At 49.0% G+C, this 20777-nt stretch carries 19 protein-coding genes, 4 tRNA genes and 1 pseudogene; 9 read left to right on the forward strand and 15 right to left on the reverse strand.

Annotation, left to right across the window (positions count from 1 at the left end; translation table 11 throughout):
• Window positions 1-136: 136 nt before the first annotated feature.
• Window positions 137-772: a ribonuclease T gene (rnt, locus tag DEU29_RS09125; RefSeq protein ID WP_133540060.1), complete on the reverse strand. Its 636-nt coding sequence runs from the start codon at window positions 770-772 to the stop codon at window positions 137-139.
• Between the two features lie 144 nt (window positions 773-916).
• On the opposite strand from rnt, the gene DEU29_RS09130 reads away from it, so the two are divergent.
• The gene (locus DEU29_RS09130; protein WP_133540061.1) at window positions 917-1852 is read left to right on the forward strand and encodes an OmpA family protein; all 936 of its coding nucleotides are present in this window, start codon (window positions 917-919) and stop codon (window positions 1850-1852) included.
• Here DEU29_RS09130 and nth read toward each other — a convergent pair.
• From nth to rsxA, 7 genes are read right to left on the reverse strand one after another with little or no spacing between them, the layout of a single operon-like run.
• On the reverse strand, window positions 1849-2484 hold the full coding sequence (gene nth, locus DEU29_RS09135) for an endonuclease III (protein ID WP_133540062.1): 636 nt from the start codon (window positions 2482-2484) through the stop codon (window positions 1849-1851). The genes DEU29_RS09130 and nth overlap by 4 nt on opposite strands.
• 19 nt (window positions 2485-2503) lie before the next feature.
• Complete coding sequence (locus DEU29_RS09140) at window positions 2504-3196, reverse strand: electron transport complex subunit E (RefSeq protein ID WP_133540063.1); 693 nt, start codon at window positions 3194-3196, stop codon at window positions 2504-2506.
• A complete protein-coding gene (gene rsxG / locus DEU29_RS09145; protein WP_133540064.1) occupies window positions 3189-3857 on the reverse strand; it encodes an electron transport complex subunit RsxG in 669 nt (222 codons plus the stop codon). The genes DEU29_RS09140 and rsxG overlap by 8 nt, the downstream gene beginning before the upstream one ends.
• Window positions 3847-4923: an electron transport complex subunit RsxD gene (gene rsxD / locus DEU29_RS09150; RefSeq protein WP_133540065.1), complete on the reverse strand. Its 1077-nt coding sequence runs from the start codon at window positions 4921-4923 to the stop codon at window positions 3847-3849. The genes rsxG and rsxD overlap by 11 nt, the downstream gene beginning before the upstream one ends.
• Window positions 4923-6548, reverse strand: a complete 1626-nt coding sequence (gene rsxC / locus DEU29_RS09155) for an electron transport complex subunit RsxC (RefSeq protein WP_133540066.1) — start codon at window positions 6546-6548, stop codon at window positions 4923-4925. The genes rsxD and rsxC overlap by 1 nt, the downstream gene beginning before the upstream one ends.
• Entirely contained in the window at window positions 6549-7151 is a 603-nt protein-coding gene (rsxB, locus tag DEU29_RS09160; RefSeq protein ID WP_133540067.1) for an electron transport complex subunit RsxB, read from the reverse strand.
• Window positions 7151-7732 (reverse strand): electron transport complex subunit RsxA, encoded by a 582-nt coding sequence (rsxA, locus tag DEU29_RS09165; RefSeq protein WP_133540068.1) that lies wholly within the window; start codon window positions 7730-7732, stop codon window positions 7151-7153. The genes rsxB and rsxA overlap by 1 nt, the downstream gene beginning before the upstream one ends.
• Window positions 7733-7934: 202 nt before the next feature.
• Here rsxA and DEU29_RS09170 point away from each other — a divergent pair, with 202 nt between their 5' ends.
• Window positions 7935-8462 (forward strand): phosphatase PAP2 family protein, encoded by a 528-nt coding sequence (locus DEU29_RS09170; RefSeq protein ID WP_133540069.1) that lies wholly within the window; start codon window positions 7935-7937, stop codon window positions 8460-8462.
• A 23-nt stretch (window positions 8463-8485) separates the two neighbouring features.
• Window positions 8486-9373, forward strand: a pseudogene (locus tag DEU29_RS09175) (glycosyltransferase family protein); the annotation flags it as partial.
• A 137-nt stretch (window positions 9374-9510) separates the two neighbouring features.
• Here the strand turns inward: DEU29_RS09175 and DEU29_RS09180 are convergent.
• The 3 genes from DEU29_RS09180 to DEU29_RS09190 all read right to left on the reverse strand — a co-directional run bounded on the left by DEU29_RS09180 (window position 9511) and on the right by DEU29_RS09190 (window position 11647).
• Window positions 9511-9587: transfer RNA gene (locus DEU29_RS09180), tRNA-Asn, on the reverse strand.
• 29 nt (window positions 9588-9616) lie between these two features.
• Window positions 9617-9693, reverse strand: a tRNA-Asn gene (locus DEU29_RS09185).
• Between the two features lie 763 nt (window positions 9694-10456).
• Window positions 10457-11647, reverse strand: a complete 1191-nt coding sequence (locus DEU29_RS09190; protein ID WP_133540070.1) for a pyridoxal phosphate-dependent aminotransferase — start codon at window positions 11645-11647, stop codon at window positions 10457-10459.
• 145 nt (window positions 11648-11792) lie between these two features.
• On the opposite strand from DEU29_RS09190, the gene DEU29_RS09195 reads away from it, so the two are divergent.
• From DEU29_RS09195 to DEU29_RS09210, 4 genes are all read left to right on the forward strand, one after another.
• Window positions 11793-13160, forward strand: a complete 1368-nt coding sequence (locus DEU29_RS09195) for an MATE family efflux transporter (RefSeq protein ID WP_133540071.1) — start codon at window positions 11793-11795, stop codon at window positions 13158-13160.
• Window positions 13144-15171, forward strand: coding sequence for an excinuclease ABC subunit UvrB (gene uvrB, locus DEU29_RS09200; RefSeq protein WP_133540072.1), 2028 nt, complete (start codon window positions 13144-13146; stop codon window positions 15169-15171). The genes DEU29_RS09195 and uvrB overlap by 17 nt, the downstream gene beginning before the upstream one ends.
• Window positions 15172-15267: 96 nt before the next feature.
• A complete protein-coding gene (locus tag DEU29_RS09205; protein ID WP_133540073.1) occupies window positions 15268-15462 on the forward strand; it encodes a DUF2061 domain-containing protein in 195 nt (64 codons plus the stop codon).
• Window positions 15407-15925: a DUF2919 family protein gene (locus tag DEU29_RS09210; protein ID WP_133540074.1), complete on the forward strand. Its 519-nt coding sequence runs from the start codon at window positions 15407-15409 to the stop codon at window positions 15923-15925. The genes DEU29_RS09205 and DEU29_RS09210 overlap by 56 nt, the downstream gene beginning before the upstream one ends.
• Window positions 15926-15944: 19 nt before the next feature.
• On the opposite strand, the gene fghA is transcribed toward DEU29_RS09210, so the two are convergent.
• Together fghA and DEU29_RS09220 are read right to left on the reverse strand one after the other, a co-directional pair.
• Window positions 15945-16778 (reverse strand): S-formylglutathione hydrolase, encoded by an 834-nt coding sequence (gene fghA / locus DEU29_RS09215; protein WP_133540075.1) that lies wholly within the window; start codon window positions 16776-16778, stop codon window positions 15945-15947.
• A 22-nt stretch (window positions 16779-16800) separates the two neighbouring features.
• Window positions 16801-17919, reverse strand: coding sequence for an S-(hydroxymethyl)glutathione dehydrogenase/class III alcohol dehydrogenase (locus DEU29_RS09220; protein WP_133540076.1), 1119 nt, complete (start codon window positions 17917-17919; stop codon window positions 16801-16803).
• 131 nt (window positions 17920-18050) lie between these two features.
• On the opposite strand from DEU29_RS09220, the gene DEU29_RS09225 reads away from it, so the two are divergent.
• Entirely contained in the window at window positions 18051-18920 is an 870-nt protein-coding gene (locus tag DEU29_RS09225; protein ID WP_133540077.1) for a LysR family transcriptional regulator, read from the forward strand.
• Window positions 18921-18929: 9 nt separating this feature from the next.
• Here the strand turns inward: DEU29_RS09225 and DEU29_RS09230 are convergent.
• Both DEU29_RS09230 and DEU29_RS09235 read right to left on the reverse strand, forming a co-directional pair.
• Window positions 18930-19005: transfer RNA gene (locus tag DEU29_RS09230), tRNA-Val, on the reverse strand.
• 34 nt (window positions 19006-19039) lie between these two features.
• Window positions 19040-19115: transfer RNA gene (locus tag DEU29_RS09235), tRNA-Val, on the reverse strand.
• A gap of 239 nt (window positions 19116-19354) precedes the next feature.
• On the opposite strand from DEU29_RS09235, the gene gltX reads away from it, so the two are divergent.
• Entirely contained in the window at window positions 19355-20764 is a 1410-nt protein-coding gene (gene gltX, locus DEU29_RS09240) for a glutamate--tRNA ligase (RefSeq protein WP_133540078.1), read from the forward strand.
• Window positions 20765-20777 lie beyond the last annotated feature (13 nt).

Below are 20777 nucleotides of genomic sequence, written 5' to 3' on the forward strand. Positions count from 1 at the left end.
GGCATTATCCTCGTGCAATAAAAAGGCGACCGCAACGTTATCCGATGCGGTCGCCTTATAAAGCCGCTAGCCATTAGCTTAACTGACAAGCATTACGCTGTCACAGCGGCGTTTTTTTATTGCTCGTTAGGGGCAGCTATTCTTTATTTCGCGGCCAACCGCCCAAAACCTGCCACTCGTTAACCATCCAGCAAAACAGCTCCGCGGTTCGCTCCGTATCGTATATAGCCGAGTGCGCCTGTTGTTGATCAAACGCGATACCAGCGGCCTGACAGGCTTTAATCAGTACCGTTTGACCCAGGGTCAGGGCAGCCAGAGAAGTCGTATCAAAGCTCACAAATGGATGAAATGGATTGCGCTTGAGCTGTGCACGCCCGGCTGCGGCCATCATAAAGCTATGGTCGAAGTTGGCATTGTGACCAACCAATACACTGCGCTGACAACCGGCAGCTTTTTGCGCTTTACGGATGGGTTTAAACATTTCTTTCAGCGCAACATCTTCACTTACGGCGCCGCGCAACGGTGAACTGGGATCAATACCATTAAAGTCAATCGCCGCCTGTTCTATATTGGCACCCTCGAAAGGTTCAACATGGTAATGCAGGGTTTCGGTGGGCTTGAGCAAGCCGTCGTCATCAAAATCCACCAGCACAGCTGCAATTTCTAACAGGGCATCGCGGTTAGCATCAAAACCACCGGTTTCAACGTCTATGACAACGGGCAAATAGCCACGAAAACGCTGTTTCATTAAAGACTCGCTCGAGTCAGCCATGGGTACTCCATAACGTTTTCCTGAATTAAGCTACAGTATGCCAAAAATCACTGCCGGTTGTCGCCTTAAGCGCTAAAGGATTCAATAAAAATGCCGATAGATTAAGCGTACAACGTTGTTCTTAGCAGCCACTTAGGGGAAGTTATGCCTATCGATACACACCAACAGGTGAGTCAGCGATTCAAGCTGACCTTAATTACCAGCGCGTTGTTGGGTATTGCTGTTAGTGCACTTAGCCCGGCAGTTGAGGCTAACTCAGTGCGTCATTACAGTGCCAATCTAGACAATTCAATGTGGCACCTGGCAGAAAATTCGCGGCTGGAATGTGGTCTTGAACATACCATTCCGCGCTACGGCAAGGTCGAGTTCCATAGCGAGGCGAGTAAAGAGCTCAACCTCCGCATGCAATTAGACATGCACCAATTACCCGACGGCTACGGCGTGGCCAAAATTGAATCGGTAGCGCCCCGCTGGCAACCAGGCCAGGCTACATACGCACTGGGCGATATGCAATTTTATAAGCAATTCGACGGCGAGCTGCAAAAACAGATGGCGTGGCGGTTGTTAGGCGAACTTGAAAAAGGCCGTTACCCTACCTTTTATTATCAAGACTGGTATAACGCAACGGACACGGTAGCGGTGGCGCTATCATCGGTTAACTTTCGCTCCGCTTACGATGCCTTCCGTGGTTGTGTGAATGCGTTGCTGCCGTTTAGTTTTGACGACATTGCCTATACGGTCATTAATCACCAGGCAGACAGCGAAAAGCTAACCACTGCGTCGCAGCGTAAACTGGAACAAATTAGCCAGTATCTGGCAGTAGACAGCGATCTCGAATTGGTGTTGGTTAACGCCTATACCGATGCGTTGGGTGCCCGCGAACCCAACCAGCAATTATCGGAACAACGCGCTGACGAGATTAAAAACTTTTTTGTCGAACGCGGTATTACCGAAGATCGTATCGAAACCGTGGGTCATGGCGAAGATCGCCCGATTGCCGGCAACGCTAACGAACTTGATCGTGCTAAAAACCGCCGCGTCGTGGTGCGTTTATCCAAGCCGTCGGGTATTCAGCTCTAGTCGCTGGTTTTGTCTTTAAACTCACACAAGTCTTCGATAACACAAGAGCCGCAACGCGGCTTTCGTGCGACACAGGTATAACGTCCATGTAGGATAAGCCAGTGGTGTACATCGACTTTAAATTCTTTTGGCACCACCTTAATGAGCTTTTCCTCGACTTCTTTAACGTTCTTTCCCGGTGCCAGCTTTGTTCGGTTCGAAACCCGGAATATATGCGTGTCGACGGCAATAGTCGGCCAGCCAAAAGCGGTATTTAATACCACGTTGGCGGTTTTGCGGCCGACCCCGGGCAGCGCTTCTAATGCAGCGCGATCTTGCGGTACTTCGCCGGCATAGTTCTCTACCAGAATTTTGCAGGTTTTATAGGCGTTTTCTGCTTTGGAGTTAAATAGCCCGATGGTTTTAATGTAGTCCTTGATACCATCAACGCCCAATGCCAGCATTTTTTCGGCTGTTGGTGCTGCCGGGAATAACTTACGCGTGGCTTTGTTTACGCCGACGTCGGTCGCTTGTGCCGACAGCAGTACCGCGATCAATAACTGAAACGGACTGCCGTACTCCAACTCGGTGGTGGGATTTGGATTGTGTTGGCGTAATCGGCTGAGTATTTGGTAACGTTTTTCTTTATTCATCGTTAACTATGCTAATTGGTTAGGATTCGGCAGTGACGCGTGCGCGCGTTACTGTTTTTTCGACTTTTTCTGCCTTGGCTGCGCGTTTAGCATCAATCCAGTTTTTGCCGGCGATAATAAAACCTAAGCCAATAAAGGCACCGGGAGGCAAAATGGCAAGTAACAACGGGTAATTGACCTCGAATAACTCAATCCGTAACTGTGCGGCCCAGTCACCCAATAGTAACTCGGCGCCGTCGAACAGTGTGCCGTTACCGATAACCTCGCGCATACCGCCCAGCAGTACTAACACCAAGGCAAAGCCTAAGCCCATCATAAAGCCATCAAAGGCGGCCTTCTGCCAGGGGTTTTTAGAGGCGTACGCCTCGGCGCGGCCAATGATGGCGCAGTTAGTTACAATTAACGGAATAAAAATGCCGAGTGATTGGTATAGCTCATAGACGTAGGCGTTCATGAGTAATTGAATAATGGTTACAAAGGTCGCTATTACCATGACAAACACGGGAATACGTATTTCTGACGGCACCCATTGTCTGACCAGTGACACGGTAATGTTAGAGCCCATCAGCACAAATAATGTAGCCAGACCCAGGCCCAGCGCATTGGTAACTGAGGCAGTTACCGCCAATAGCGGACAGAGTCCCAACAGTTGTACTAATGCCGGGTTATTTTCCCATAGTCCCTGGCGCGTGAGTTCTTTAAATTCACTCATAATTAGCCTCCGTCGCATTATTTTCGGCAGTGGCCTGGCACTGCGGCAACGCTTGGGTAAACAGACGTTCGCTGTGCTCGTTTAAATACAGCGTGGCGCGTTTTACTGCCTGCACCACTGCCCGGGGAGTGATGGTAGCGCCGGTAAATTGATCAAACATACCGCCGTCGCGTTGCACCGCCCAGCGGTCATCTTCTTCGGAGCGGACTACTTTGCCGGCAAAAGAATATATCCAGTCGCTTTTGTTGGTTTCTATTTTGTCACCTAAGCCCGGTGTTTCTTTGTGCTCGAGTGTCCGCACACCGAGCACTTCGCCGTCAGGCTTAATCGCAACTAACAGTCGGATCGCACCCGAATAACCATTGGGAGCTACGATTTCTGCGGCAAGCGCACTGGGCTGTTGATTAACAAAAGCGCGATACAGTGGCTGCGGCTGGCTACTGCCCAAAGCGTCGGCCTGTAGCAAACGACAAGACTGATACAGGTCGTTGTCATGCAATTCCGGCGCTACGATTTCGTTAAGGCTACGCAGCGTCTGTTCACGCAACTGTTGTTTAATACGGTCGGCGGTTAGCGCTTCTACCGCTAACACCAAAAAGGTTGCGATAATCGCGAATAATGCCAGTAACAGGCCGTTTTTCTGCATACTTTTATTGGCCATCACCACCTCCGTGACTGCGCGAATGGCCATAAACGCTAGGGCGTGTATAGCGATCGATTAATGGTACGCTCAAGTTAGCCAGTAGCACCGCGAAGGCGACGGCATCGGGATAGCCGCCCCAGCTACGAATCACCCATACCAGAAAACCAATAAGCAAACCGAATATCAACCGGCCTCGGGGCGATGTTGCAGCAGAGACCGGATCGGTGGCAATAAAGAAAGCCCCGAGCATGGTGGCGCCGCTGAGTGCGTGAAATACCGGTCCCGGCATAACTGACGGAGCAAACAGATTGGCGACTAACGCTGGAATTAATAGACCAGCTAACAAGCCAACCGGGATATGCCAGCTAATGATGCGGCGCTGCAATAAAATAAAACCACCTAACAAGAACGCCAGGTTAACCCATTGCCAGCCGACACCGGCAATGGCTGACAATACCGGTTGCTGGTAGGCCTCGGCCACAGTATAACCTTGCGACAACGCGGTTTTAATGGTGTCTAACGGCGTCGCCATGGTAACCCCGTCAACGGTTGTACGCAGTTGTTCGACGCTGTAACCGGCAGGAGTATATTCGAATAATATGGTATGCAGGGTTTGCCACAGGCTTAATTCATAGTTGGCCAACGTTGATGGAGGCAGCCAGTTGGTCATTTGTACCGGGAACGAAACCAACAGCAAAACATAACCAGCCATTGCCGGATTAAACAGGTTTTGCCCCATACCGCCATAGATTTGTTTAACCACGACAATAGAAAATGCCGTGCCGATCACTATGATCCACCAGGGTGCCAACGACGGAATAGAAATTGCCAACAACACCGCAGTAACTAAGGCAGTATTATCACGTAACGCTGATCTCGCATTGCGATTGCGGGCCAGCATACATAAACTCTCAGCCGCGTAAGCGGTAACAATGGCTAAAAACAGCTGAAAGTAGACACCGGCGCCGAAAAAATAACTTTGCACCAACACGCCCGGTATCAACGCATAGCAAACCCAGCGCATCATATCCGCGGTATTTTGCTGACTATGCCCGTGCGGGGCTGCTGCAACGCGAAAAGTCATTAGCTGTTTTCCTCATCACTGGTGTTATTGGCCGCTTGCTGTGCCGCTTTTTTAGCCTTAGCTCTGGCAATAGCTGCTGCTACAGCACTGGACTTGTCCTGTGCCGGCTTGTTGGCAGCGGAAGCTGCGTCTGAGGTTTCCGTCGCGGCTTTTTCCTGCTGCATTTTTTTGCGCGCCTCGGCGGCCTTGCGGTGACGTTCTAAGCGCTCTTGTTTTTCGCGTTCCAGACGTTCCTGACGGCGTTCAAAACGTTGCCGTGCCAATTCGGCTTTAGCTTTTTCGCGAGCGATATTGCGGATCTCTGCTTTGGCCTTGCGATAGTAATGCACTAACGGAATTTCACTAGGGCAAACGTAAGCGCAGGCACCGCACTCGATACAATCAAATAAATCGTTGCTCTCAAGTGCGTCGTAATCTTTAGCTTTAGCCAACCATTGCAACTGTTGTGGCTGTAATGTCGCCGGGCAGACATCAGCGCATGCACCGCAGCGAATACAGGCCATTTCGTCGGCAGCCGGCGGTAGCTCTTGCAAACTCGGCGTTAAAATACAATTAGTGGTCTTGATAACCGGAACGTCGGTTAACGGCAAGGTAAAGCCCATCATCGGGCCACCCATGATAACGCGCGCGTCACCATCTGCGTTAAAGCCGCCTTCAGCTAACAGGTGAGCGATGGGGGTACCTAATAAAGCCCAGACATTGCCGGGCTGTGACATGAGGTCTCCGGTTAGCGTCACCACGCGCTCTAATAACGGCTCGCCATCAATTACCGCGCGTTTAACGGCATACGCGGTGCCGGTATTTTGCATTAATAAGCCGATATCCAGCGGTAGTTGCCCTTGTGGCACCTGTTGCCCGGTTAGCAATTCAATCAGTTGTTTTTCGCCGCCGGATGGATATTTAGTGGGTATGACCCGCAGTTTAATGCTGTCTGAGCCGTCAATGGCTTCCCGCATCGCAGCTATCGCTTCCGGCTTGTTATCTTCAATCGCTAATAATACCTGCCCGGCATTACTAATAAACTGCAGGATTTCAATACCGGCTACAATGTCGATGGCATGTTCACGCATTAAACGGTCGTCTGCACAAATATAGGGTTCGCATTCTACGCCGTTAATGATCAGGTATTGTATCGGTTTTTGTGAAGCAAGCTTTTGTGCTGTAGGGAAGCCTGCGCCGCCGAGCCCGGCAATACCTGCTTTTTGAATCGTTTCTATCAGCGTTGCACGGTCACAGTCGCGATAGTTAGGCAAGGGCTGACGTGTTATCCAGCGATCCTCGCCATCGGGCTGGATGACAATGGCTAACTCAGGCAAGCCTGATGCATGTGCCATCGGTCGTTCTTCTATGGCACTGACGGTGCCGGACGTTGGGGCATGCAAAGGCAGACCCTGGCTTAGTTGAGCTTCGGTAAGTTGTTGCCCTTTTAAGACTTTATCGCCAACTTCGACCGTACATTGTCCGGACGGTCCTATGTGCTGTCGTAATGGCAGAATCAGTTCCGACGGCAGTGGAGGGCGGCGCAGCGCCACCGTGTTTGCCGGCGACTTACGTTCCGGCGGATGAATTCCGCCGGGGAAGTGGCCGATGACGCCTGCGTCGACAAATGACTTAATATCCCGCATTTATTCCACCACCTTGATCGGAATAGTGTCAGCAGACGAAATATTTTTCGCCTGAGCGACATTTTGTTTGATACTGGTTAAATCCCATTGCCAGGTTTCTGGTTTGGCTTTAACCGGCACCATGTCAATGCAGTCGACGGGGCATGGCTCAACGCATAGGTCACAGCCGGTGCATTCGTGCTCAATCACTGTGTGCATTTGTTTTGCCGCACCGAGTATCGCATCGACCGGACATGCCTGAATACACTTGGTACAACCAATGCATTCGTCTTCGCGAATTATCGCGACTTTTTTAACGTCTTCTTCGCCATGAGCTGAGTCTAAAGGTTTTGCTTCAACCCCCATCAGATCAGCAAGCTGTTTAATGGTAGCTTCACCGCCCGGTGGGCATTTATTAATTTCATCACCATTAGCGATAGCTTCAGCATAAGGGCGGCAACCGGGGTAACCACATTGACCGCATTGTGTTTGCGGTAAAATTTCATCGATTTGCTCGACAATGGGATCACTTTCGACCTTAAACTTGACCGCTGCAAAGCCGAGAATAACGCCAAAAATCAGCGCTAAAACCCCAATGGCAATAAGTCCAACAACAATACTCATTAACTTGTCACCAAACCGCTAAAGCCCATAAACGCCAACGACATCAGTCCCGCGGTAACCATCGCAATGGCTGAGCCTTTAAACACCTGTGGTACGTCGGCTGCGGCAAGTCGTTCGCGCAGGGCAGAAAATAAAATTAATACCAATGAAAAACCGAGCGCGGCACCAAACCCATACACAATAGACTGAACAAAATTATGTTGCTCGTTGATGTTAAGCAACGCCACACCGAGTACTGCGCAGTTGGTGGTAATCAAGGGCAGAAAAATACCCAGCAGACGATAAAGCGTGGGGCTGGTTTTGTGCACCACCATCTCGGTAAATTGCACCACCACAGCAATGACTAAAATAAAACTCAGGGTCTGCAATGCCATCAGTCCCAGCGGTTCCAGCAGATACTGGTTGACCAAATAACTACACACGGATGCCAGCGTCAGCACAAAAGTGGTTGCCGCAGACATGCCAATAGCGGTGTCTAGTTTGTTAGACACGCCCATAAACGGGCACAAGCCCAGAAACTTCACTAAGACGAAGTTATTGACAAGTACGGTACCGACCAACAGCAGTAAATAGTCCGTCATGGCTCCTTCCGTGCGTTAAAAAAGCAGTGCGTATTATCGGTGTTTTAGCATCGATAAACAACAGACAGAGGGTAGGGGTTTGTAGATTTTTACGGCTAATTACGAGGATTTGTCACCATTTTGTCAATTAACTGTCGCGCGACTGCAATATCAGTTGGCCATAGTAGCTAAGCGGGCATGCAATCAGCGCAAGGATCAAGGGATGCTTTTGGCCTTTCAGCAGCGGCTTACACAGTGGGATCGGCAACTCTATCGACGCTTGTCAAGATGGCGAACCAGACCACTATTCGCACTGGCCATGCGGTTAGTGTCCGCATCCGGTGATGGCTACTGGTATGCATTAACCGCTCTGGTAGCGACCTTTAGCCTGGGGTTACCATGGAGTTACTTTTACACGCTGGCGCTGGCTTTTGCTATCGAACGGCCGGTATATTGGATTTTAAAAAATAGTTTTAGGCGTGACCGGCCCAGTGGCTCCTGGGTTACCATCGATGCGTTATTAAAAGCTCACGACAAGTTTAGCTTTCCTTCCGGCCATACCTGTGCCGCATATTTATTTGCCGCGATTTCAATTTTCTATTTTCCCTCGTTAAACATTGTGTTGTGGCTCTGGGCCTGTGGCGTTGGTATTTCTCGCGTGGCGATAGGTGTTCATTACCCTACTGATGTTATTGCCGGCGCATGCCTTGGCATGGCGCTAGCTGAATTAGTGCTGTTTATTGTTATTTAATCTAACCGTACAGAGGATGGTGCATGCGAATTCTTTTTGGCATTCAGGGCACCGGTAACGGGCATTTGAGTCGCTGTTACCGTATAGCCAGTGAACTGGCTAAGCTACCGGTACAGGTAGACTATGTTATTTCCGGGCGTCGCCCGAACCAACTTTTTGATACGGCTGTCTTTGGCAACTATCAAACCAAATCGGGGCTTACATTTATCACCGAAAACGGTCGCGTCCGGCCAATCAAAACATTAGCCAAAAACTCGTTGCCTGGCTTCGTGCGTGAAGTACGGGAGTTAGATGTGAGCGGTTATGACCTGGTGGTTTCCGATTTCGAGCCAGTAACTGCCTGGGCGGCTAAGCTTGCTGGTAAGCGCTGTATCGGCATTGGCCGACAATATGCGTTTAAAGATGCCGCGCTTTATTCCAGGCTATCACGTTGGCAGCGATTTATTATTGACCGTTTTGCCCCTGCCGACGAGTGGCTGGGTATGCATTGGCAACCCCTGTCGGGTTGCCTGCCGCCGGTTGTCAGAGAGCACCAGGTTGGCGCACTGTCGTCGAAACAGGTGTTGGTATACCTGCCATTTGAGAACCTATACAACATTGTTGATGCGTTATTACCCTTTAGCGGGTTCTCTTTCACCATTTTCCATCCTGCTATTAATCGTGCTAAGTATTTTGCCAGCGATCATGTTTTGGGGTTACCACCGTCCCGTCATGCATTCGCTGAGCAGTTGGCGCTGGCGGACGGCGTTATCGCTAATGCCGGGTTCGAGACCACCTGCGAGGCATTGAATCAGGCCAAGCACCTGGCGGTAAAACCGTTAGCCGGACAGTTCGAACAACACTGGAATGCAAAATTATTAGCTCAGGAACAGCGTGCAGCGGTATTACCATCGATAAATGAACACGACATTGGGTATTGGTTAGCTAATGGATTGAGTGGCGAACGGCCGGCGCCATTACGTTGGTCAAACGCGGCAGAGCCAATAGCACAATGGTTAGTGGACGGTTGCAGACAAACAAAAGATGAATTAAGGAACAGCCTTTGGAATGGCTCCCCAGGTTGGATTCGAACCAACGACACATGGATTAACAGTCCACCGCTCTAACCAACTGAGCTACTGGGGAATTGAGGTTGTATGCTGTTAAGCGTTAGTTGGCTCCCCAGGTTGGATTCGAACCAACGACACATGGATTAACAGTCCACCGCTCTAACCAACTGAGCTACTGGGGAACAGCGCTTAACGACCGCGAATATTAAAGAGGTTGGGCGGGGGTGTCAACTGTTAGGCTCGGATTTTTTTAGCTTGCAGGTTTAATCGCTGATAATTTATCCATTTTGTCGAAACATCGGCCAGTGCGGTTGCTATCTACTTGTTTATTTTAGTGACTTGTCAGGCTAATAGGTCGCTACTCCGTATCACAGACAATGTCAATAACTTGTCATAATTGTATTTATATCAAATGATATACAAAAAGTTTTAGCTGATTATCCACAGTCGGCTACATCCTTTGTCTGTTAAAGCCTACACGATCTTATCCACGGAATCTGTGGATAACCCTGTGTTTAAGTCTGTGCAATTGCCTTAATGGTGCGGTTTTGCGGGTTAATTTGCTATTGGTTATAATTTGGCTAATTTAAAAAATAATTAATAAAATCAATAATTTATAAAATAAATGACTTTGCCGGGGTTGACAGTAGAGCAATTCAGCCAAGTTTGCATGAAGTTTCAGCAACTTGTGTATTTCTTAGCAGAATTGGTGGGTTTATAGGCGCGTTTTTTGCACTCATGTTATCTGTCGATAAAGTATTGCGTAGCCAAGGGATCGGTGTTAGGAGCAGTTGATCTGTTTCGATTTGTAATAAAAATGTCGCGAACAAAAAGTGGGTAAAAGCATTGGATTTGAGCTTTAATGATCAATCAACAATAAAAAAGCGGGCTGTTGATGACAAAACAAGCCCGCTATCGTTATTTTCTCAACTTTTCTACCGTTTGCTAGTGCTGTGATGCAGCGAATTCGCTGATGCGTTTTATCGCTTGTTGTAATACATCCATGCTAGTTGCAAATGATAAACGGCAGTAGCCGTCTGCGCCAAAGGCTGATCCAGGTACTAACGCCACCTTCGCTTCTGTTAATAATTTCTCGCACAACTCAACATCAGTGCTAACGCCGGCTTTTTGCATTAAAACATCAATATGTGCGAATGCATAAAATGTCCCGTCACCAGCGACACACTCAATACCGTCAATGGCATTCAGCGCATCAACAAGATAGTCATGGCGCTTTTTGAACTCAGTAATCATGGTATCAATGCAGGACTGATCACCATCGAGAGCTGCGGCGGCAGCATACTGACTAATACTGGCCGGATTGGAGGTACTTTGTGACTGAATTTTTTTCATTGCTGCAATAATTGTTTTAGGTCCTGCAGCGTAACCAATACGCCAGCCTGTCATGGCGTATGCTTTAGAGACACCGGATAGGATAACAATACGATCTTTAAGATCAGGCGCTACCATGGCCAGGTTAGCAAATGCTTTACCCGGCCAAAGAATATGCTCATACATGTCATCGGTCGCGATCAATACATTCGGGTAGTCACGTAGCACCTCGGCCAGCGCGCTTAACTCTTCAGCGGTATATGCGGTGCCGCTGGGGTTGGACGGGCTGTTAATAAACATCAATCGGGTTTTTGGTGTTATCGCCTTACGCAATTGCTCTGCAGTAATTTTAAAACGCTGATCGATGCCTGCACTGACAATAATGGGATTGGCGCCGACTAACTTGGTCATATCCGGGTAGGATACCCAATAAGGTGCCGGAATGATGACATCGTCGCCCGGGTTAAGCCAAGCACTTAGCAAGTTAAAGATACTGTGTTTGCCACCTGCCGAAACAATAATTTCATCGGCTTGATAGTCGAGTTGGTTATCGCGCTTGAATTTAGCAATAACTGCTTGTTTAAGTTCAGCGATGCCATCGACAGCGGTATATTTGGTATGCCCCTCATTAATCGCTTTAATCGCAGCATCTTTGATAAATTGCGGCGTATCAAAGTCAGGCTCACCAACACCCAAACCAATGACGTCATGGCCTTGCTGTTTCAGTTCATTGGCCTTTTGCGTTACCGCCAGCGTAGGCGAGGGTTGGATCGAATTGACGCGATCCGACAGTTGATAGTCCACGGCAAATCCCTTATTTAGTGTCGGTTTATAATAGCTGTTTATGATACGGATGCAGCGCCGGAAAGTCTATTTGAGTTAACGCCTCAATAGCCAAGCCAGGGGCTAATGCGGTACACTAACCCTCTTTATTTAAGAGGAGGTATCCATGTCATCAGCCGACGCTTCACGCAGTTTGATTCATGCGCCGGTTGGTAAAACCCTGTGGGAAATGACATGGCCTGTTATCTTCGGCGTTGCCACGCTGATTAGCTTTAACGTGGTCGATACCTTCTTTATCAGTCTGCTGGGCACCGATCCACTGGCGGCGGTAAGCTTCACGTTTCCTGTAACCTTTACGGTAGTCTCGCTAACCATTGGCCTGGGCATAGGAACATCCGCTGTGATTGCCCGAAAGTACGGCAGCGACAGGCCGGAAGAAGCGCATTTTGATGCCTTTGGGGCATTATCCGTGTCGGCTTTGCTGGTGTTAGTGTTGGCATTGATCGGCTACTTGTTGATGGACCCTATTTTCCTGCTGTTGCAGGCACACGACCGATTACTGCCGTTAATCCGCGAGTACATGACATTGTGGTTCGCCGGTTGTGTGATGCTGGTTACACCCATGGTCGGCAATGCCGTTCTGCGAGCTTCAGGCGATACCCGTACGCCCTCCATTATTATGGCGTCCGGGGGCTTGGCTAACGCGATTTTTGATCCCATTTTAATTTTTGGCTGGGGCCCGATTCCTGCGATGGGGGTCGAGGGCGCGGCATTGGCCAGCGTTATTTCGTGGGCGAGTGGCCTGATCCTGATTTTCTGGTTATTAAAGCGTAAACAACTGGTGTCGTTCAGGCCCGCCAATGGACTCGGCTTCGCAAAAGCCTGGGTAAAGTCGTCCCGTGAAGTATTAAAAATAGGCACGCCGGCGGCAGGCGCCAACATGTTAACGCCACTAGCCATGTCGGTGATGACAGCGATTATCGCCGCTTACGGTGCGCCCGCAGTCGCCGCCTTCGGGGTCGGCACGCGGCTGGAATCGTTGGCGAGTATTATTATTCTGGCGTTATCGATGTCGCTACCGCCGTTGATTAGCCAGAATTTTGGTGCCGACAAAATCCAGCGCGTGCGTTATGCCTACAATACCGCGTTAAAGGCGGTATTAATTATTCAGGCGGGCATCTACCTATTGATGGTATTAACTGCTCCGTGGATAGCTTCTGCATTTGCTGAAGAGGAAAAGGTTGCAGAAATTGTTGAGCTGTTTATCTACATTATGCCGCTGGGTTATGGGCTACAGGGGTGGATTATTTTGAGTAACTCCAGCTTTAACGCTATCCATCAGCCGATGCATGCGTTATGGCTCAGCATCATCCGCTTGTTTGTATTTTTCGTACCCTTGTCTTACTTAGGCAGTTTGATGGCGGATTTAACCGGGCTGTTTATTGGCGGCGTGGTTGCCAATTTTATTACCGCGGCAATTGCCTATTTTTGGTTCTCGCGTGAGTTAAGGAGGTTCGATGAGCAAGGCGTTTGAACTTGTTTCGAAGTATCAGCCGGCCGGTGATCAGCCAGCGGCGATCGAAAAAATATTAGATAACCTGGATGCCGGCTTAGCTCATCAAACGTTGTTGGGTGTTACGGGGTCAGGTAAAACGTTTACCATGGCTAACGTGATTGCGAAATCACAGCGACCGACCTTAATTCTGGCGCACAACAAAACGCTGGCAGCGCAGCTCTATGGCGAAATGAAAGAGTATTTTCCGAATAACTCGGTGGAATACTTCGTCTCGTACTACGACTATTACCAGCCCGAAGCCTACGTACCGACCACCGATACATTTATCGAAAAAGATGCTTCCATCAACGATCATATCGAACAAATGCGGTTATCAGCGACTAAAGCACTGATGGAACGTCGTGACGTGGTATTGGTGGCGTCAGTATCAGCAATTTACGGTCTTGGTGATCCTGAATCCTATATGAAAATGATGTTGCACCTGCGTCGGGGCGATATTATCGACCAGCGCGACATCTTACGGCGTCTTGCGCAGTTACAATATAAACGTAATGATGCGGCGTTTGAACGGGCGACTTACCGCGTGCGCGGCGAAGTTATCGATATTTTCCCGGCTGAATCTGAAGCCATGGCGGTGCGGGTTGAGTTATTTGATAACGAAATCGATCGTATCAGTTATTTTGAGCCGTTAACCGGCAAGGTAACGGATGCCGACGTGGCTCGTACGACGATTTACCCAAAAACACACTATGTTACGCCGCGGGAAGTGTTGCTGGACGCGATTGAACACATCAAGGAAGAATTAAAAGACCGCCGCGATATTCTGCTTAAGCAAAACAAGCTGATCGAAGAACAACGTATTGCCCAGCGTACTCAGTTTGATATCGAAATGATGCTGGAATTAGGTTACTGCTCGGGCATTGAAAACTACTCGCGCTATCTGTCACGGCGCGCACCGGGCGAGCCACCACCAACGTTGATGGATTATTTACCGGACGATGCGTTACTGGTTATTGATGAGTCGCACGTGACGGTATCGCAGGTTGGTGCCATGTATAAAGGCGACCGTTCGCGTAAAGAGAATTTGGTCGAGTATGGTTTTCGACTGCCTTCGGCGTTAGATAACCGACCGTTAAAGTTCGATGAGTTTGAGGCGATTGCACCACAAACGTTGTACGTGTCGGCAACTCCCGGCAAGTATGAGCTCGAACGCAGCAGCGGTGAGGTTATCGAGCAAGTGGTCAGGCCCACAGGTTTGGTTGACCCAACCATTGAGGTTAGGCCGGTGGCAACACAGGTTGATGACCTGATGTCAGAAGTGCGCATTCGTGTTGAAAAGGGTGAGCGGGTACTGGCCACCACACTGACTAAGAAAATGGCGGAAGACTTAAGTGACTACCTGGACGAACATGGCCTAAAAGTCCGCTATTTACACTCGGATATTGATACCGTTGAGCGAATGGAGATTATTCGTGATTTGCGCTTAGGTAAGTTTGACGTGCTGGTTGGCATCAACTTACTGCGTGAGGGCCTGGATATGCCGGAGGTGTCTCTGGTGGCGATACTGGACGCGGACAAAGAAGGCTTCTTGCGCTCTGACCGCTCGTTGATACAGACTATTGGCCGCGCCGCGCGTAACGTTAACGGACAAGCTATTTTATATGCTGACCGTATTACTGGCTCGATGCAACGGGCGATTGACGAAACCGATCGGCGCCGCGAAAAGCAAATTGCCTTTAACAAAGAGCATGGCATTACGCCGAAAGGGCTGAATAAATCGATTACCGATGTGATGGATTTAGGCCAGGGGCCTGCGCGTAAATCTAAATCAGCGGATGCAATTGCCGAGGTCGCAGCGGGTTATGATCCGCGGGTTACTGTAGTTAAAGACGTGAAAGCCCTGACCAAAGAGCTGGAAAGCAAAGAAAAAGCCATGTACGAGGCCGCACAGAATTTAGAATTCGAAAAAGCCGCACAGCTGCGTGACGATGTCGCTAAACTGCGTGAGCAGTTAAAGCGCGCCGTTTAGCGTATCGAATAGGTTAATCTAAAATACTAATTAGATAAGCAAATATTAATCGTTAATACTGTTCCCTAGACAGGTATCTGAAGAGGGAACAGAACCATGAAAAAAACATTTTCTTTTGCGCTTATGCACTTTACCATCGCGTTCGGCGTTGTCTGGTTGATGACGGGAGACATGGTTTTAGGTGGCGCAATTGCTTTAATTGAACCGTTAGCAAATACAGTAGGTTATTATTTCCATGAAAAAATCTGGCAGCGCAACAGCGTTCGTGGAGAAAGTGCGTTATCTGGATAAAGAGGGGCGGGCAAGTGTCCCGCTCGCTTTAATGCTGGTTATCTTCTTTCAGATGCGCGGTTACCTTGCCGGCATTGTGTCGCTGACATTCTCGGAAGATCGCACCCGCCTGCTTAACCTTTTTTACAGTAATACCGAGCAGTTTGGTTTGATGTTGCTGGTCGGTTTACCCTCGTTAATTGTCTTATTGAGCTCGACCTTCGCAGCAGAAGATGATCGTAACCTGGGCAATCGGATGATGGTGATTGCGCAGCCGTTGCTGTTATTCTCGCTGTTTCTCGATGCATTCCTGATCTTCTGGCTGTTTATTGAACATCAGGGGCACTTTTCGTTTGGCCGCGCTGCCATTGTTATGGGCTGGTTTATTACCTTATGGTATTTGGTTAAGTCGCGTCACTGGCGCTTCTACCGTAACCACCTGGCTACTCGTGAAGCGCCTGAAAAAGACGCCAAAAGTTACTGACAAAAGTAACGACAGTTGGCTAGTTAAGGTGCTTGGCGTGAAAACGCAGCTGCGCTTCGATAAAACTAGCGATAAAGTAGTAGCTATGATCATAGCCTTCATGCAAATGCACTTCGCCATCACCGTTAGCCGCAGTAATTGCCGATTTTAAAGCCTCGGGTTTTAACTGCTCTTCTAAGAAGCCATCAGCTAAGCCCTGATCAACGCGAATCGGTAATGACTGACCATTAGCGTTGATAATTTCTACCGCATCGTACTGTTTCCAGCTGTCTTTATCATCACCCAAATAGTTAGAAAAGGCTTTGTGCCCCCACGGACAATCGGTCGGGTTTGTGATCGGTGAAAACGCCGAAATACTGGTGTAACGTTCAGGGTTGCGGAGGCCAATGACCAACGCACCATGGCCGCCCATCGAGTGACCGGCAATAGCGCGTTGCGCGGTTAGCGGTAATTCCTGCTCGACCAGAGCGGGTAACTCGTCAACGATGTAATCATACATGTGATAGTGAGTTGACCAGGGGCTTTGCGTTGCATTCAGGTAAAAGCCGGCGCCTTTACCAAAATCGTAGGCACCTTCGGGATCATCGGGAACATCGTCACCGCGCGGGCTGGTATCGGGTATTACTAGTGCCAGACCTAATTCATTTGCTACGCGCTGTGCGCCTGCTTTAGTAGAAAAGTTTTCATCGGTGCAAGTTAGCCCGGACAAAAAATAGACCGCAGGTACTGATTGCTTTGCTGCCGCCTGGGGTAGAAAAACACTGAACTGCATAACGCAGTTCAGTACTTTTGAGTCGTGTTCGTAACGCAGTTGGCGACCGCCAAAACTGCGAACTTCACTTATCTTTTTCATGTTCGGCTCCGTTGTTAGCGGATTAATAATGAATCACGGAACGTATCGATTTACCTTCGTGCATCAAATCAAATGCCTTATTGATGTCCTCTAATGGCATGGTATGCGTGATAAAGGTATCCAGGTCGAACTTACCGTCCATGTATTGTTTTACGTAGTCCGGCAGTTCGGTACGGCCTTTAACGCCGCCAAAGGCGCTGCCACGCCATACACGTCCGGTTACCAGCTGGAACGGTCGAGTGCTGATTTCTTCGCCGGCACCGGCGACACCGATGATAACGGATTCGCCCCAGCCCTTATGGCAACACTCGAGTGCAGCACGCATAACATCAACATTACCGATGCATTCAAATGAGAAGTCGACACCGCCGTCGGTCATATCGACAATGACTTCCTGGATGGGCTTGTCGTGTTTGCTCGGGTTAACAAAATCAGTGGCGCCCAATTCTTTAGCGATTTCGAATTTATCTTCGTTAACGTCCACCGCAATAATGCGTGACGCCTTGGCTTGTACGGCACCAATGATGACCGCCAGACCAATACCGCCGAGTCCAAATACCGCAACGGTATCGCCTTCGTTTACTTTAGCGGTGTTTTTAACCGCGCCCATGCCTGTGGTCACGCCACAACCCAGCAAACAGACTTTTTCAAGCGGCGCTTCTTTAGGAATTTTTGCCAAAGAAATCTCCGGCAGCACCGTGTATTCAGAGAAGGTCGAGGTGCCCATGTAATGATAAATTGTTTCACCGTCTTTAGAGAAGCGGCTGGTACCATCAGGCATCAAGCCTTTGCCTTGAGTTGCACGAACGGCTTGGCATAAATTGGTTTTACCCGATGTGCAGAATTTACACTCACCACATTCGGCGGTGTAGAGTGGTATCACGTGATCGCCAACCTCCAACGAGGTGACCCCTTCACCGACCGCTTCGACAATACCACCGCCCTCATGACCCAGCACTGATGGGAAGATACCTTCGGGATCTTTACCGGACAGTGTGTAAGCATCGGTATGGCATACACCGGTAGCCACGATACGTACGCGCACCTCACCTTTTTTAGGTGGTGCAACATCAATAATTTCTTCTTTTAAAGGTTCGCCTGGACCCCAGGCTACCATTGCGCGAGACTTAATCGTTTCCATGATGACTCCGTTTGTTTAATCAATAATGTCTAATACGTGTAATGATAGCGAAAGTTTAACTTTTTCTCATTTAAAGGTAATCTGGGTTTATACAAATTACTTTTGCATTAATGAAATAATCAAGAGGGATAATGAAAGAGTGGCAGGGGATCAGTGAATTTGTCGCGACGGCAGAAACTAATAGCTTTTCTGCCGCAGCTGAGCGGCTGGATATGTCGGTGGCACAAGTCAGTCGTAATGTCGCAGCATTAGAGAGCCGATTAAAAATGCAGCTGCTGTACCGTTCAACCCGCAGTGTCAGTTTAACCGGAGAGGGAAAGTTGTATTTACCCCATTGCCAGCATCTGGTTGCGTCACTGCGCGAAGCTAATCAGCTCATTCAGCAACGTAATGAACAACCACAGGGTCTGATTCGGGTAACCGCACCGGTGTACTATGGCGAGCAAATTATCGCGCCGTTACTTAATCAATTTTTACAACGCTACGATGACCTGCGCCTGGATCTTAATTTAACTAACGACACCTTAGATTTGATCGAGGGCAGTTATGATTTAGCAATACGACTGGGGCATTTGGGTAACCCACGTTTGCGTGCGCGTAGACTGGGCAGCCGGCGCCATTATATCGTTGGTTCGCCACACTATTTTAGACGCTATGGCCAGCCGCAAACTATCGACGATTTAGCACAACACCGCTGCTTTACCGGAACTGTGCGGCAGTGGCGCTTTCAACAACAGGGCAAAACTCAGTCGCTGGTACCGGAAAGTTTTATTCATTGTAATAATGGCCTGGCATTACGAGATGCCGCAATCAGAGGCCTGGGGCTGGCGATGTTACCGGATTACTATGTTAGCGAAGCGCTTGCCAAGGGCGAGCTTGAAGAAGTGCTGGCAGCTTATCGACAGGACGATGACGGAATTTGGGCGCTATATCCGGAAAGCCGGCAGCAAATACCAAAGGTCAGGGTATTGTTAGATTTTTTAATTGAAAAACTGGGATAAAAAAAGAAATGGTGGTTGCTACTGGGCTCGAACCAGTGACCCTCGCCTTGTAAGGGCGATGCTCTCCCAACTGAGCTAAGCAACCACTCAAAGGTTACAACGAAGGGGATAGAAGAGAGTGGTGGTTGCTACTGGGCTCGAACCAGTGACCCTCGCCTTGTAAGGGCGATGCTCTCCCAACTGAGCTAAGCAACCATTCTCACTGTGACACTTCTGCGTCGTTGCGAGGTGGCATTATAGGGCGATGAATCAAACTGTCAAACAAAAAATTGAAAGTTTTGTTTAACTGCTGAGAAAATAACCGCTTTTGCTAATTTCTGTACGTTGTTGCGGTTGTAGCAGATGCGAAAAGGCGGAGTTCTTGCTACACTTCGCGCCAATAACGGACATCGCGTCCGGCCTATCTGAATGAATTCATTGTAAAGGAACAAAGCATGAGTGTGGTAACGCGTTTCGCACCCAGTCCTACTGGGTATTTGCATGTTGGTGGTGCTCGGACTGCCCTGTATTCGTGGTTAGTGGCTAAAGCGCAGGGCGGCGAATTTGTGCTGCGTATTGAAGACACCGACCGTGAACGCTCAACCCAGCCTGCAATCGACGCCATCTTAGAAGGCATGCAGTGGTTAGGTTTAAACTGGGATAAAGGACCGTTTTACCAAACCCAGCGCTTTGACCGCTACCAACAGCTTATCGACAAATTGCTGGACGAAGACAAAGCGTATAAATGCTATTGCTCTGCTGAGCGCTTAGAAAAAATGCGTGAAGAGCAAATGGCAGCCGGGCAAAAGCCGCGCTACGACGGCCATTGCCGCGACAATCCCAATGTGGGCGGCGACAAATACGTGATTCGTTTCCGTAATCCACAAGAGGGTAGTGTGGTATTTGATGATCACATCCGCGGGCGTATCGAATTTTCTAACCAGGAATTGGATGATTTGATTATTGCCCGGACTGACGGCACGCCGACCTACAACTTCTGCGTGGTTGTTGATGACTGGGATATGGAAATCACCCACGTTGTGCGCGGTGAAGACCATATCAATAATACCCCGCGTCAAATCAATATATTAAAAGCGTTGGGTGCCCCGGTACCGCAATATGCACACGTGTCGATGATTCTGGGGGACGACGGCAAGAAATTGTCAAAACGTCATGGTGCTGTCAGTGTCATGCAATATCGCGATGATGGCTATGTGCCGGAAGCGGTTATTAACTACTTAGCCCGTCTGGGTTGGTCGCACGGTGATCAGGAAATCTTTAGTGTTGATGAACTGGTTAAGTACTTTAAGCTGGATGACGTTAACAAAGCGGCATCAGCATTTAATACCGAAAAGTTAAACTGGCTGAACCAGCACTACATGAAAACACTGCCTGCAGCGCAGGTAGCACCGCAATTGCAATGGCAGTTTGATCAGCTGGATGTGGATACCAGCACGGGACCGGCGTTAGAAAAAATCGTTGAGTTACAGGCAGACCGCGTAAAAACTCTGAAAGAAATGGCAGATATCAGCCGTTATTTCTTTGCACCAGTGACTGAATTTGAAGAAAAAGCCGCGAAAAAACATTTACGCCCGGTAGCTAAAGAGCCACTGCAGAAGGCTAAAGAGTTGTTGAGTGCAGTCACTGACTGGAACGCCGAGAATATTCAGGCAGCGATTAATCAAACAGCTGACGTGCTGGAAGTAGGAATGGGCAAAGTAGGTATGCCATTGCGAGTAGCTGCAACCGGCGGAGGTAACTCTCCTTCGTTAGACGTGACACTGGAATTAATACCCCAACAGAGTGTCTTGCAGCGTATCGACCTTGCTTTAGAATTTATCGCTGAACGAGAAGCGAATAGCTAGGTCACTGGCTTAA

Source organism: Idiomarina aquatica (assembly GCF_004362895.1).
Classification (GTDB): Bacteria; Pseudomonadota; Gammaproteobacteria; order Enterobacterales; family Alteromonadaceae; genus Idiomarina.